Origin of the sequence: Tessaracoccus sp. O5.2 (assembly GCF_964266725.1) — a bacterium.
GTDB lineage: Bacteria > Actinomycetota > Actinomycetes > Propionibacteriales > Propionibacteriaceae > Arachnia > Arachnia lapidicapta.
On the sequence record NZ_CAXWGV010000002.1, the window covers coordinates 73023 to 86423 of the forward strand.

A 13401-nucleotide genomic window follows, 5' to 3' on the forward strand; every position below is an offset into this window, starting at 1 on the left:
TCGGCCCGCGCCCGGCCTCCGCGTCAGAGCCGGACGGTGCGCCCCTCGCGGGCGCTCTGCGTCGCGGCCTCGGCCAGTCGCAGTGCCTCGACCCCGTCGACGATGTTGGGGCTGATCTCCCGGTCCTCCACGACGGCCGCGATGAACGCGTCGAGCTCGCGGCTGTAGGCGGCCTCGTAGCGCGAGAGGAAGAAGTCGAGGACGGGGCCCTGCGCCTGGGTCTGGGTGGCGCTGGCCTTCCGCACCGACGTCGCGGTGAGGTTCTCCGCGTTGAGGGCGCCGTCGGCCCCGAACGCCTCGAGCCGCTGGTCGTAGCCGTAAGCACACGTGCGGGAGTTCACGATCGTGGCCAGCGCGCCGTCCGCGTTCCGGAGCAGCACCATGGCCTGATCGAAGTCGCCGGCCGCCTTGATGGCCTCGTCGGCGTTGGTGCCGAACGCGCTGACCTCGACGATGTCGCCCAGGAAGAAGCGGACCATGTCGAAGTCGTGGATGGTCATGTCCTTGAAGATTCCGCCGGAGCCCGCGACGTACTCCGCAGGGGGCCCCTGGGGGTCGCGGGAGGTGACGGTGAGCTGCTGCAGCTGGCCGATCTCGCCGTCGGCCACGCGGGCGTTGATCTCGGCGAAGCTCGGGTCGAAGCGCCGGTTGAAGCCGAGCATGACGCGGCGGGCCTCGTCGCCCAGCTCCTCCATGCAGCGGACGGCCTCCGCCATGTCGAGCGCGACGGGCTTCTCGCACAGCACGCGCTTGCCGCCGCGCACCGAGCCGAGGATGTGCTCGACATGCATCGCGGTCGGCGACCCGATGATGACGGCGTCGACGTCGGCGGCGTTGTAGACCTCGTCGATGTCGAGGGTGTAGCGGGCACCACGCGCCTCTGCGAGGGCCTTGGCGGGGGCCTCGAAGGCGTCGTAGACGAGCGTGAGGGTGGCCTCGGGGTGCGCGGCGACGGCCCGGGCGTGGACCTGGCCGATGCGGCCGGCGCCGATGATGGCGAAGCGGATCATAGTGGTCTCCTTGTCAGCACATACGCGGGGTGAACAGGTGATGGGCCCCGTTGTCCAGTGTCGGGACAAGCCTACGACACCCCTGTGGTGCTGGCGATATTGGCAGGACATAATGGGAGCCAGGGCCGCACATGGCGGCTGAGAATGCTGCGAAGGAGCTGCACATGAAGATCGCCGGAGCACCCATCAGCTGGGGTGTGTGTGAGGTACCGGGCTGGGGCTACCAGATGAGCCCCGAGCGCGTGCTGAAGGAGATGAAGGAGATCGGCCTCACGGCCACCGAGTTCGGCCCCCAGGGCTGGCTGCCCGTGGAGCCCGAGGCCCGCGCAGCCGCCGTCGCGGAGTTCGGCCTCAAGCCCGTCGGCTCGTTCTTCCTCGCGGTCATGCACGACCCCGACTTCGACCCCATCCCGATGGTCGAGGCGGAGCTGAAGGCGTTCGAGGTCGCCGGCGGCGAGGTCCTCGTCCTGGCCGCCGACTCGGGCCAGGAGGGCTACGACGCGCGCCCCGTGCTCGACGAGCAGGGATGGCAGACGCTCTTCACCAACCTCAGCCGGATCAGCGACGTGTGCCGCGCCAAGGGCGTGACCGCGGTCCTGCACCCGCACTGGGGCACGATGGTGCAGAACGTCGACGAGGTGGAGCGGGTCCTCGACAACTCCACCGTCGGCCTCTGCCTGGACACGGGCCACCTCACGTGCGGCGGCGCCGACGTCGTCGAGCTCGTGCGGAAGTACGCCGATCGCGTGGGCATCGTGCACGCGAAGGACGTGCGCCTGGACCTGGCGAAGAAGCTGCTGCCGGGCGAGATCAACTGGTCCGAGGGCATCAAGGCCGGCATGTTCGTGCCGATCGGGCAGGGGGACGTCGACTTCGCCACGATCGCGCGACTCTTGGATGAGGCCGGCTTCGACGGCTACTGGGTCCTCGAGCAGGACATCATGATCGACGAGGAGCCTCCGGCCGACGGTGGGCCGGTGAGCAATGCGGCGGCGTCGTTCGAGGCGCTGAAGGCGTTGGCGTCCTGAGCGCTGTCCCCGCGGACAACGAGGGGGGCGGTCACCAGTTTTCGGTGACCGCCCCCTCGCGCGCGTGCCCTAGCTCGCGATGAGCCTGACACGCGGCTTGCGGACCGGCGTTGAGCCTGGGACGGGTGTCGCGGCGGTTGGAACGTTCATATTCCCCGGATCGCTCGTCGACCCTCGCTTCAGGCTCATCTTCCGTCCAACGACGCGGGTCAGAGGCTCATGTCGACGATGCCACGGCCCGACATGGTCCCGTCGCGCAGCTTCTGGTAGCCCACGTTGACGTCCTCCAGGCTGAAGACCTGGTTGACGACATCGTCGACGCCGATGAGCCCACGATCCGCCATGTCGACGACGGCGGGCAGATCCACCCGCGTGCGGGCGCCGTACGACCCGATGATGGACTGGCTGCGCCGCACCGTGCGGTTGATCTGCACCTCGGCGGACTGCACCCCGGCCCCGAGCCCGATGGGGACCATGCGTCCGCCGTCGGAGAGGATGTCGAGCGCCGTCGCCCACGTCTGCGCACGGCCCAGCGCCTCGAAGGCGACGTCGACGCCGTAGCCGTCGGTCATCTCCATGACCGCCTCGCGGGCATCGCGATGCGCGAGGTTGACCGTGTGGGTGGCGCCCATGGCGGTGGCTGCGACGAGCTTGTCGTCGTCGACGTCGAGGGCGATGATCTGCCGCGCCCCCATGACCTTCGAGAACTTGATGATCATGCTGCCCACGCCGCCGGTCGCGACGACGGCGACGCTCTCGCCGAAGCGCAGGTCCGCGCCGCGCCGGACCGCGCCGTAGGCCGTCATGGCCGCGCAGCCGAGGATCGCGGTGTTCTTGGGCGACAGGGTGTCGGGGATGGGCGTCACGGATGTCGCCGGCACCACGCAGTACTCAGCCAGGCCGCCCATGGAGTACATCCAGATCGGGCTGCCGTCGGCGTCCTGCAGCCGCGTCTCGCCGTCGTACAGGACGCCCTTGAGGCGGTTGAGCTGGAAGAACGGGTAGCAGAGGTCGTCGCGGCCGGCGCGGCAGGCCTTGCACTGCCCGCACGGCATGAGGAAGGCGCCCGCGACCTGCTGCCCGACGGCGAGGTCCGCGTTGAGCATGGCGGGGCCGAGCTCGACGATCTGGCCCGAGACCTCGTGGCCCAGGACGCAGGGTGTGGGGAACGCGATGGCCCCGCCGAGCACGTGCAGGTCGGAATGGCACAGGCCGCACGCGGAGACCTTGAGGAGAACCTCGTTGGCGCGGGGGCGGGGGGTCGGGATGGTCTCGATCGACAATGGCTCACCGGGGGCCCGGAGGACTGCGGCTCGCATCGTTGCAGGGATGTCCATGGGGTGCTCCTCAGCAAAAGTTTGTGTGGACAATCACAGTATGAGCCCTGCGGAGCACCGCTGTCACTAGGGGCGGATTAATCCACCACCCGACCTTATTTGTTTGTACAAATGGGAGTTAGTCGGAGTCGCGCAGCCCGAGCACGGCGCCCGCCACGGCGCTGAGGAGCGAGATGACGAGGGAGCCGAGCAGCGCCGCCCAGAAGCCGTCGACCATGAAGCCGAGGCCCACCTGGCCGGCCACCCAGGACGTGAGCATGAGCATGAGCGCGTTGATCACCAGCAGGAACAACCCGAAGGTCAGCACGATCAGACAGGTCCCCAGCGCGGCGGCGAACGGCTTGACGACCGCGTTGACGAGACCCAGGATGACCGCGACGCCCAGGAGCGTCAGGACCTGGTCCTGCACGGTGTCGGCGGTCAGGGTGATGCCGGGGACGAGCCACACCGCGACCGCGGTGGCCGCCGCGGAGGCGAGGAGCCGGAGGAGGAGCTTCATAGCTCGAGGTTATCCCGCCCGATGAACTGACGGGCGGCTCCCCGGGTGCGTAGAGGGGAGCCGCCCGTCAGCGGTTCGATGTGGACGCTCAGCGTCCGAAGGTGGTGACCGCGTCCACGGTCGGCACCTCGTGCCACTGCCCGTCGGCGGCCGACGCCACCACGGCCTCGTCTATCTCGGCGGCGGCCCAGCCGTCGCCGGCCGACGGCGCGACCTGCTCCCCCGTCGTCACCGACGTGAGGAACTGCGCCGCCTCGACCGCCTTGAGGTCGTCGAAGCCCATCGACGTGCCCGCGCCCGGCTGGAACCGGTCGAAGTCCGGCATGCCCGGGCCGGCCATCACCCGGGTGTAGCCCTGGATCGGCGCCTCGCCGTGGCCGAGGCACACGTCGAGATGGTTGAGGGACTCGAAGTTCCACCGTACGGAGCCATCCGTGCCGTACACCTCGACGATGTACTCCGCCCGCGGCCCCACCGACACGCGGCTGGCCTCGAGCACGCCCACGGCGCCGCCGTCGAAGCGGGTGAGCACCGCGACCCAGTCCTCGTTACCGACCGGGCCCTTCTCCTCGCCGATCGTGTACCCCGAGTGCCCGACGCCTCCGGAGCCGATCGGGATGGGGCGCTCCCGGATGAAGGTGTCGGTGAGCGCGGACACCGAGGAGATCCGCCCCACGAGGTACTGAGCGAGGTCGGCGCCGTGCGAGAGCAGGTCGCCCACGACGCCGGCCCCGGCCCGGGCACGGTCGTAGCGCCAGGTCAGCGGGCCGTCTGGGCTCGACGCGTAGTCGGCGATGAACCACACGCGGCAGTTCGTGATGCGCCCCAGCTTCCCGTCGCGGATGAGCTGGCGGGCGTACTGGATCGCCGGCACATGCCGGTAGTTGAACCCGACGGCGGTCGCCAATCCGGCGCCGGCCGCGGCCTGGGCGATCTCACGCGACTCGGTCGCGCTCACGCCCATCGGCTTCTCGATCCAGAACGGCTTCCCGGCCGCCACGGCCGCCAGCGCGATCTCGCGATGCAGGTAGTTCGGGGCGCAGATCGACACGACGTCGACGTCGGGATCCGCGAGCAGATCCTGGTAGTCGGCGTAGGCGCGCTGGAAGCCCGCCACGTCGACCGCCCACTCGCGGGTGGCGTCGACCGGATCGCACGCGGCAACCAGATCGCAGGCGAGCCCCAGTTCGGGGTAGCGCTCCGCCAGCGCCTTGTAGCTGCGGGTGTGCAGCCGCCCCATCCAGCCGAGCGAGATGACGCCGACTCCGATGCGCTTGACCATGGTGGTGTTCTCCTCGTCCCGGGTCAGCGGCTGTGGCTGGCCACGAAGTCGAGACCGATCTTGCCGTGGCTCCCACCGCCGGCCCAGCGGGTCGTGATGACCTTGGTCCGGGTGTAGAAGTTCACGCCCTCCTGGCCGTGGATCTTGTGGTCGCCGATGAGTGAGTTCTTCCAGCCACCGAACGAGTAGTAGCCGACGGGCACCGGGATCGGCACGTTGATGCCGACCATGCCCGCCTGCACGTCGAGCTGGAACCGGCGCGCGGTCTCGCCGTTCTCGGTGAAGATCGCCGAGCCGTTGCCGAAGGCGCCGGAGTTCACGATCTCGATGGCCTCCTCGTAGCTCTCGGCCTTCACCACCACGAGGACCGGTCCGAAGACCTCCTCGCAGTAGAGCTGCGTCTCCAGGGGCACGTTGTCGACGATGGTGGGGCCGACCCAGTAGCCGCCGTCGGTGCCCTCGACCTCGGGACGGAAGGTGCGGCCGTCCAGGACGACGTTGGCGCCCTTGGCCTCGGCGTCGTTGATCCAGGAGATGATCCGCTCGCGGGACTTCGACGAGATGACGGGGCCGAGCTCGTTGGCCGGGTCCGATCCGGGGCCGACCTTGAGCGCCTCGGCGCGAGCCTTGACGCGCTCGATGAGCGGGTCGTGGGCCTCGCCGACCGCGACGACGACCGGCAGCGCCATGCAGCGCTGGCCCGCGGCACCGAAGGCGCCGGAGACGATGTGCTGCGCGGCGAAGTCGAGGTTCGCGTCGGGCATGACGATCGCGTGGTTGTTCGCCCCACCCAGCGCCTGGTACCGCTTGCCCGTGGCGGCGCAGCCGGCGGCGACGATCTTGGCGACGGGCGTCGAGCCGACGAACGAGATGGCGTCGATGCCGGGATGGTTGAGCATGTGCGTGACGACCTGCTTGTCGCCGGCGACGACCTGGAACAGCCCATCGGGCAGGCCGGCCTCCTGGTACAGCTTGGCCACCGTCAGCGACACCGTCGGGACGGGCGTGGCGGGCTTGAGGATGACCGCGTTGCCGGTGGCCAGCGCCATCGGGTGCATCCACATCGGGACCATCATCGGGAAGTTGAACGGCACGATGGCGCCGACGACGCCGACGGCCTGCCGGATGGTGTGCACGTCGACGCCGGTGGCGGCCTCGATGGTGTGCTCCCCCTTCAACGCGTTCTGGATGCCGCACGCGAACTCGACGATCTCAAGGCCGCGGGCGATCTCGCCCAGCGCGTCGCCACGGGTCTTGCCGCCCTCGCGGACGATGATGTCGGCCAGCTCGTCCTGCCGCTCGATGAGCAGCTGGCGGAAGTTGAACATGACGCGGGTGCGCTTGGCCAGCGAGGTGCGGCCCCAGACCGCCTGGGCCTTGCGGGCGGACGCGATGGCGCGGTCAAGCAGCTCGGTGCTGGCCTCGGCGACGCCGCCGACGATCTCGCCGGTCGCGGGGTTGTCGATGGTGAGGACCTCGACGCCCTCCTCGACGTACTCTTCGCCGTCGATCCAGTGGGGCATGGTGATGGTGGACATATCGGATTCCTTTCGCCGATGGGGGCTTGGGTCAGAAGAAGCGGCGCTGGGCCTTGATGGCCTCGGCGTACTCGCGGTAGGCCTGCTGGGTGGACTCGAGCGTGGACACGGAGGTGACCGGCACGTCCCACCAGCCGGTGGCGGGCGGGTTGGGCCCGTACAGGTCGGTCTCGATGTGGATCATCGTCGCCGTGTCGGAGGCGACGGCGGCCGCGTAGGCCTCGCGGAACTCGGCCATCGTGGACACCTCGATGACGTCGATGCCCCACGAGCGGGCGTTGGCGGCGATGTCGACGGGGATGAGGTCGTCGCTGCGGCCCCCGTCCTCGGCGCGCATGCGGTACTTCGTGCCGAAGCGCTGGGATCCCCGGGACTCGGACAGCCCGCCGATGGAGGCGAAGCCGTAGTTCTGCAGCAGCACGAAGATCACCTTCGCGCGCTCCTGGACGATGGTGGCGAGCTCCATCGGCAGCATCTGATACGTGCCGTCACCCACGATCGCGACGACCTCCGAGTCGGGGCTGGCCATCTTCACCCCGAGCGCCGCGGGGATCTCGTACCCCATCGTCGAGAACGCGTACTCCAGGTGGTACTGGCCCGGGGTGCGGGCGCGCCACAGGCACTGCAGGTCGCCGGGCATGGAGCCGGCGGCGTTGATGACCACGTCCTCGTCGCCCATCATCTCGTTGAGCGCTCCGAAGACCTCGGTCTGCGCGGGCAGCGGGGTCTGGTCGCGGTGGTAGCACTCGTCGGTGGCGCGGGCCCAGGCGGCGCGCTCATCGGCGATCCGCGCGCTGTAGTCGTCGTCGACACGGTGGCCTTCGAGGGCCTCGGTCAGCGCGACGAGCGCCTCGCGGGCGTCGGCCAGCAGCATCTCGGCGCCCTGCTTGGCGGCGTCGAACGAGCCGACGTTGATGTTGACGAAGCGCACGTCGGGGTTCTTGAACTGGGTCTGCGACCCGGTGGTGAAGTCGGAGTAGCGGGTGCCGATGCCGATGATGAGGTCGGCCTCGTCGGCGAGCGCGTTGGCGGATCCGGCGCCCGTGGCGCCCACGCCGCCGACGGCGCGCTCGTGGTCCCAGTTGATGGCGCCCTTGCCGGCCTGCGTGTCCGCGACCGGGATGCCTGTGGCCGTGGCGAAGGCGCGCAGTTCCTCGGAGGCGCCGGAGTACTTGACGCCGCCGCCGGCGATGACCAGCGGCTTCTTCGCGGCGCGGATCGCCTCGACGGCGCGGGCCAGGGCAGCGCGGTCGGGGACCCGGCGGTCGATGTGCCAGACCTTCTTGGCGAAGAACTCCACGGGCCAGTCGTAGACCTCGGCCTGGACGTCTTCGGGCAGGCAGACGACGGCGGCGCCGGTCTCGACCGGGTCCGTCAGCACCCGCATGGCGCGCGGGAGCGACACCATGAGCTGCTCGGGGCGGTTGACCCGGTCCCAGAACCGCGACACCGGCCGGAACGCGTCGTTGGCGCTGACGTCGGGGTTGGTGGGGTCCTCCACCTGCTGCAGCACCGGGTCCGGGGCGCGGTTGGCGAAGATGTCGGAGGGGAACAGCAGGACGGGCACGCGGTTGGTCGTGGCCAGCGCGGCGCCGGTCACCATGTTGAGGGCGCCGGGGCCGATCGACGACGTCACGGCCAGCGTGCGGAGCCGCTCGGACTGCTTGGCGTACGCGGCGGCGACGTGGACCATGCCCTGCTCGTTGCGGCCCATCCAGTAGTCGAAGGGCTCGTCGAAGTCGGGGGCGACCTCGTTCTGCAGGAGCGCCTGGCCGAGGCCGGCGACGTTGCCGTGGCCGAAGATGCCGAACATGCCGGCGATGAAGCGTTGCTCGACGCCGTCACGTTCCGTGTACTGATGGGCCAGGTAGCGGATGACGGCCTGGGCGACCGACAGTCGGATGGTGCTCATAGGGGTTCAGACTCGCTTTCTCAGGCGTCGTGCCGGGTGGTGGCGTAGGGGAGGCGGGGATCGACATCGGTGTCGTCCCAGGTCTGGCGGAGCCAGCCGTAGCAGGGGTCGTCGACGGACAGCCATTCGGATCCACCGGGGCCGGCCATGACGTTGAGGTAGTACAGGTCGTAGCCGGGGGCCGCGACGCAGGGCCCGTGCCAGCCGTGGGGCACCAGGGCGGTGTCGCCCGTCGACACGCGCAGCGCGACGTCGATCGGGCGCTCCGGGGTCCCGTAGGTGGAGTGGAACGCCATGCCCGGGCCGTGCTCGTCGCCCTTGATCTCGAAGTAGTAGATCTCCTCGAGCTCGCGCTCGGTCTCGCTCATCTCGTCGTGCTTGTGCGGTGGGTAGCTGGACCAGTTGCCGCCGGGCGTGATGACTTCGCAGACCAGCAGCCGGTCGGTGTGGAGCGGGTTGCCGATGGCGTAGTTGGTGACCTGCCGCGACATGACGCCGGCGCCGCGCAGGCCGACGATGGCCTCGTCGGCCGGGCAGTAGCGCGGCTCCAGCGTCTCGGACGCCACCGCGTTCGGTAGCGCGTAGCGCCCGCCGGCGACCGACGTCACGGTGGCCTCGACGCCGCGGGGCAGGTAGAGGTAGTCGGTGACCTCGCCGAAGATCGTGGAGCGCCCGACCAGCTCGAACTGGTTGCCGTCCTTGACGCTGACGGTGGCGGCGCCTTCGAGCGGCAGGACGAGGTACTCGGCGTCGCCGGTGGCGAACGTGTACGACTCCCCCGCGCCGAGGGTCGCGATCTGCAGCCCGGAATAGGTCCAGGCCGCGCTCTGGGGCGTGACGTCGACGGTGAGCGGCGCGGCGCCGGTGGTGCCGGCGGGCAGGACATGGTCGGTCATGAGTTCTCCTTGACGCGGTGGCGGGTCTTGGTGGCGACGGGGTGCCGACGCACGCTGGCGAGCAGTTCGGGCTCGCTGGGCATGGCGGTCGAGCATTCGAGGCGGGTGGCGACCAGCGCCCCCGCGGCGGAGGCGGCGACGAGCGTGTCGACCAGCGGCCACTCCTTGATGAGGCCGAAGCACAGAGCGCCGCCGAAGGCGTCCCCGGATCCGAGCCCGTTGACCACCTCGATGGGGGTGCCGGCGACCTCAACCACGCGGTCCGCATCCATCGCGAGCACGCCGTCGGGTCCGCGCTTCACCACGGCGAGGTCCACGCCGCGCGCCAGCAACGCTTCGGCGGCGCGTTCCGGATCCGACTCCCCCACCGCCACCTCGCACTCGCGGCGGTTACCCACGACGATGTCGACGTAGGGCAGCGCCTCGGCGATCGCCTCCCGCGCCGCTTCCGGAGACGCCCAGAACTGCTCGCGGTAGTCGAGGTCGAGGATGGTGAAGGGGCGCCGTCCGCGTGCCTCCAGCGCGGCCAGGTGCGCCGAGCGGCTGGGCTCGCGGCTGAGCCCGGTGGCCGTGATCCAGAAGACGCGGGCCTGGACGATGGCGTCGATCGGCAGGTCGTCCGGGCGCAGCCGCAGGTCCGGCGCGACGGGGCGACGGTAGAAGTACAGGGGGAAGTTGTCGGGCGGGAAGATCTCACAGAAGGTGACGGGGGTGTTGAGGTCGTCGTCGACCTTGACGTAGTCGTCGAAGACGCCGAGGCGGCCCATCTCCGCCCGGCAGAACCGGCCGAACGGGTCGTCGCCGACGGCGGTGACGACCGCCGCGGACCTGCGCAGTCTGGCGGCAGCCACAGCGACATTGGTGGGGCTGCCACCGAGGAACTTACCGAACGACTCGACGTCCTCGAGGCCGACCCCGTATTGCAGCGGGTAGATGTCGACGCCGATGCGCCCCATCGTCAGCACATCGACGGTGCGCGTGCCGAATAGTCCCATGAGTTAACCCGCTTCTTCGAGGTGATGCCCACCCATCGTAACGCGGCGGGAGCATTTGTCAAGACAAACTGCGGACCCGGTTATCCTTGCCGGCAGGCGGCAGGGCGTCCGGATTAACGGGGAGCCGCAGCGTCACCGCCCGCAGCGGCGCGGGCGAATGACACGAAACTCCTGACAATGACCCTAGCAAATCGGGCCGTCCGGCCCCTACAATGCTGTCAATTAGTGAGTGAGAGACTGCAATGCCGCACACCGCCCCATACATCCCCCAGATCGAGATTGATCGGTCCAGCCCAACACCGCTGCACGCGCAGATCGCCGAGCCCCTGGCGAGCCTGATCGAGAGCGGCGCCATAGAGCCCGGCACCCGGCTCGAGGACGAAGTGTCCATGGCCGAGCGCCTGCGCGTGTCCCGGCCGACGGCCCGTCGCGCCATGGAGACGCTGACGAACCGGGGGCTCATCGTCCGACGTCGCGGGGCCGGAACCCAGGTCACGCCGACCCGCGTCCACCGACCCATGACCCTGACCTCCCTGGCCGACGACATGGAGAAGTCGGGCGTCGAGCCGCGCACCACGGTGTTGGACTGGGAACTCGAGACGTGCACGCCCGGCGTGGCCGCGGCGCTCGGTCTCGAGCCCGGCGCCGAGGTGGTGCACATGCGGCGCCTGAGGATGGTGCGCGACGAACCCCTGGCCATCATGAGCAACTGGCTGCCGGCGTCGATCGCGCCGACTCGCGAACAACTGGAGAGCGGCGGCCTCTACTCGAACCTTCGCGCGCGCGGCGTGAAGGTCGCGGTGGGCTTCCAGCAGATCAGCGCCCGCCTGGCCACGGCCGAGGAGGCGCGCCTGCTCAACGAGCCGACCGGCGCCGCGCTCCTGACCATGCAGCGCACGGCGTACGACGAGCAGCACCGCGCGGTCGAGTTCGGGATGCACGTCTACCGCGCCTCCATGTACTCCTACGACCAGACGGTCGTCGCCTGACGGGCGCACCCCGCCCTTGCATTGAATTTTGTTCTGACATATCCTTGACAGGACAAACCATACAGGTGTCCAATGGTGTCAGGCCTCATCGTCGAGACCGCACCACCGTCGAAGAAGGAAATGGCATGACCATCGAGTACACCGAAGGACCGCTGCTGACCGCGGCCCGGACCACGCCCACCGCCCTCTGGAACGACTCCGCGGACCTCGATGAGCTCCGCCAGTCCATCGCGTTCGGCGGCGTCGGCGCCACCTGCAACCCCGTGATCGGCTACACGACGATCAACCAGCACAAGGACGTCTGGGGCCCGCGCATCAAGGCCATCGCCGAGGCGCACCCCACCTGGGGCGAGTCGGCCATCGGGTGGCAGGCCATCAAGGACATGTCCGTGGAGGCCGCGGAGCTGCTCCTGCCGATCTTCGAGGAGTCGAAGGGCCGCAACGGCCGCCTGTCGGTCCAGACCGACCCCCGCCTCCACCGCGACGCCCAGGCGCTCGCCGACCAGGCCGAGGAGTTCCACAACCTCGCCCCCAACATCATCGTGAAGATCCCCGCGACGAAGGTGGGCATCGAGGCCATCGAGGAGGCCACGTACCGCGGCGTCGTCATCAACGTGACGGTGTCGTTCACAGTCGCGCAGGTGGTCCGCTCCGGCGAGGCCATCGAGCGCGGGCTGCAGCGCCGCGTCGCCGAGGGCAAGTCCATCGACGACATGTGGCCTGTGGTGACGCTCATGGTCGGCCGCCTCGACGACTGGCTGAAGTCCGAGGCCGAGCGCACGCAGCTGTTCATCGATCCCGGCCACCTGGAGTGGGCCGGTGTCGCGGCCATCAAGAAGGCTTACCAGATCTTCAAGGAGCGCGGCTTCCGCTCGCGAGTCCTGTCGGCCGCGTTCCGCAATGTGTTGCAGTACAGCGAGCTCGTCGGCGGCGACCTGGTGATCTCCCCGCCCTTCAAGTGGGCCAAGCGGATCAACAACTCCGACTACGTGGCCGAGAGCCGCATCGACGTCCCCGTCGATCCGCGGATCATCGAGTCGCTGCGCCGCCTGGAGGACTTCAACCGCGCCTACGAGGTGGACGGGCTCAGCATCGAGGAGTTCGAGCTGTTCGGCCCCACCCGCAAGACGCTGCGCCAGTTCCTGGCCGCTGACGCGGATCTCGACTCGCTGGTGCGCGACTTCCTCATCCCCGCCCCCTGATCCGACGGCCGATCCGGCCGTAGACGACACGCCCGATGGCCCCGGTCCGCTCCTGACGGACCGGGGCCATCGCGTGCCCGGGCGACGGGGGGGCAAGGTTTGAGCAGATGGCACGGTTCGCGGAGCCGCCTCCGCTCGCGCTGAGCGTGACCCGTCCGTCGAACCGTGCCATCTGCTCAAACCCCGAGCCCGGCCGGGGCCCGCCCATCAGCTGGCGCGGGGGTCCTCGGGCGGCAGCGCGGTCTGCAGCGCGGCCAGCCGGGTGTTGATCTGCTGCAGCAGCTCCCCCGTCTCGGCGTCCAGCGACTTCATGGCCTTGCGGCGCACCGCGCCACGGTTCGCGCTCCAGGCCAGCTCGCCCCGCACGCGCAGCGCCTGCGCCTGGCGACGCCAACCCGCGGGCTCCGTCGCCTCCGGGAACGCCTGCGCGACGGCGTCAGCCGCCGTGTCGATAGCCGCCATCTTGGCGTCGAAGCGACGCTTCGGGTGGTCCCCGGCCGCTGCCTCCTTCAGCTTGCCCAGCAGGCCGTCGAGGCTCTTGGCGATCTCGGGGTTCTCGCGCAGCGCGGTCACCAGCGTCACGGTCGTGGCGACGGCGCCACCGGCGGTCTTGAGGATCAGGCTGAGCTTGCTCATGCGGCCAGTCTAGGTTCGGCACCAACGCCGGGGCCGCCCATCCGGGGCCACGCGCCGGGGGTGGCGTTCATAACCCG

The 13401-nt window shown here is 69.7% G+C and carries 12 protein-coding genes; 3 read left to right on the forward strand and 9 right to left on the reverse strand.

All coding sequences use genetic code 11. The annotated features are described in order from the left end of the window. Nucleotides 1-23: 23 nt before the first annotated feature. Nucleotides 24-1010, reverse strand: a complete 987-nt coding sequence (gene iolG, locus ACFQPD_RS01730; protein WP_385897770.1) for an inositol 2-dehydrogenase — start codon at nt 1008-1010, stop codon at nt 24-26. A gap of 164 nt (nt 1011-1174) precedes the next feature. Here iolG and ACFQPD_RS01735 point away from each other — a divergent pair, with 164 nt between their 5' ends. After that, a complete protein-coding gene (locus ACFQPD_RS01735) occupies nt 1175-2038 on the forward strand; it encodes a sugar phosphate isomerase/epimerase (RefSeq protein WP_068751976.1) in 864 nt (287 codons plus the stop codon). A gap of 209 nt (nt 2039-2247) precedes the next feature. Here ACFQPD_RS01735 and ACFQPD_RS01740 read toward each other — a convergent pair whose 3' ends face one another. The 7 genes from ACFQPD_RS01740 to iolC form a co-directional block, all read right to left on the reverse strand. Further along, nucleotides 2248-3375: a zinc-binding dehydrogenase gene (locus ACFQPD_RS01740; RefSeq protein WP_385897773.1), complete on the reverse strand. Its 1128-nt coding sequence runs from the start codon at nt 3373-3375 to the stop codon at nt 2248-2250. Between the two features lie 118 nt (nt 3376-3493). Continuing rightward, entirely contained in the window at nt 3494-3874 is a 381-nt protein-coding gene (locus ACFQPD_RS01745; protein WP_385897776.1) for a phage holin family protein, read from the reverse strand. Nucleotides 3875-3962: 88 nt separating this feature from the next. Then, nucleotides 3963-5156 carry a Gfo/Idh/MocA family protein gene (locus tag ACFQPD_RS01750; protein ID WP_385897778.1) on the reverse strand — a complete coding sequence of 398 codons (1194 nt, stop codon included), beginning with the start codon at nt 5154-5156 and terminating at the stop codon, nt 3963-3965. A gap of 23 nt (nt 5157-5179) precedes the next feature. After that, complete coding sequence (locus ACFQPD_RS01755; protein ID WP_385897781.1) at nt 5180-6694, reverse strand: CoA-acylating methylmalonate-semialdehyde dehydrogenase; 1515 nt, start codon at nt 6692-6694, stop codon at nt 5180-5182. 31 nt (nt 6695-6725) lie between these two features. Continuing rightward, entirely contained in the window at nt 6726-8606 is a 1881-nt protein-coding gene (gene iolD / locus ACFQPD_RS01760; protein ID WP_385897783.1) for a 3D-(3,5/4)-trihydroxycyclohexane-1,2-dione acylhydrolase (decyclizing), read from the reverse strand. Between the two features lie 20 nt (nt 8607-8626). Beyond that, a complete protein-coding gene (iolB, locus tag ACFQPD_RS01765) occupies nt 8627-9502 on the reverse strand; it encodes a 5-deoxy-glucuronate isomerase (RefSeq protein ID WP_385897786.1) in 876 nt (291 codons plus the stop codon). Beyond that, entirely contained in the window at nt 9499-10497 is a 999-nt protein-coding gene (iolC, locus tag ACFQPD_RS01770) for a 5-dehydro-2-deoxygluconokinase (RefSeq protein ID WP_353080759.1), read from the reverse strand. Before iolC ends, iolB begins: the two co-directional genes overlap by 4 nt. Nucleotides 10498-10739: 242 nt before the next feature. Between iolC and ACFQPD_RS01775 the strand changes: the two genes are divergently transcribed. Both ACFQPD_RS01775 and ACFQPD_RS01780 read left to right on the forward strand, forming a co-directional pair. Then, nucleotides 10740-11486, forward strand: coding sequence for a GntR family transcriptional regulator (locus tag ACFQPD_RS01775; protein WP_385897788.1), 747 nt, complete (start codon nt 10740-10742; stop codon nt 11484-11486). A 125-nt stretch (nt 11487-11611) separates the two neighbouring features. Beyond that, entirely contained in the window at nt 11612-12688 is a 1077-nt protein-coding gene (locus ACFQPD_RS01780; RefSeq protein WP_385897790.1) for a transaldolase family protein, read from the forward strand. 207 nt (nt 12689-12895) lie between these two features. Here ACFQPD_RS01780 and ACFQPD_RS01785 read toward each other — a convergent pair whose 3' ends face one another. Continuing rightward, on the reverse strand, nt 12896-13324 hold the full coding sequence (locus tag ACFQPD_RS01785; protein WP_068751966.1) for a hypothetical protein: 429 nt from the start codon (nt 13322-13324) through the stop codon (nt 12896-12898). Nucleotides 13325-13401 lie beyond the last annotated feature (77 nt).

Coding starts and splice junctions, on each gene's coding strand:
- iolC (WP_353080759.1), bottom strand. CDS start 10,497: ATGGGACTATTCGGCACGCGCACCGTCGATGTGCTGACGATGGGGCGC.
- ACFQPD_RS01745 (WP_385897776.1), bottom strand. CDS start 3,874: ATGAAGCTCCTCCTCCGGCTCCTCGCCTCCGCGGCGGCCACCGCGGTC.
- ACFQPD_RS01735 (WP_068751976.1), top strand. CDS start 1,175: ATGAAGATCGCCGGAGCACCCATCAGCTGGGGTGTGTGTGAGGTACCG.
- ACFQPD_RS01740 (WP_385897773.1), bottom strand. CDS start 3,375: ATGGACATCCCTGCAACGATGCGAGCCGCAGTCCTCCGGGCCCCCGGT.
- ACFQPD_RS01780 (WP_385897790.1), top strand. CDS start 11,612: ATGACCATCGAGTACACCGAAGGACCGCTGCTGACCGCGGCCCGGACC.
- ACFQPD_RS01775 (WP_385897788.1), top strand. CDS start 10,740: ATGCCGCACACCGCCCCATACATCCCCCAGATCGAGATTGATCGGTCC.
- iolD (WP_385897783.1), bottom strand. CDS start 8,606: ATGAGCACCATCCGACTGTCGGTCGCCCAGGCCGTCATCCGCTACCTG.
- ACFQPD_RS01755 (WP_385897781.1), bottom strand. CDS start 6,694: ATGTCCACCATCACCATGCCCCACTGGATCGACGGCGAAGAGTACGTC.
- ACFQPD_RS01750 (WP_385897778.1), bottom strand. CDS start 5,156: ATGGTCAAGCGCATCGGAGTCGGCGTCATCTCGCTCGGCTGGATGGGG.
- ACFQPD_RS01785 (WP_068751966.1), bottom strand. CDS start 13,324: ATGAGCAAGCTCAGCCTGATCCTCAAGACCGCCGGTGGCGCCGTCGCC.
- iolB (WP_385897786.1), bottom strand. CDS start 9,502: ATGACCGACCATGTCCTGCCCGCCGGCACCACCGGCGCCGCGCCGCTC.
- iolG (WP_385897770.1), bottom strand. CDS start 1,010: ATGATCCGCTTCGCCATCATCGGCGCCGGCCGCATCGGCCAGGTCCAC.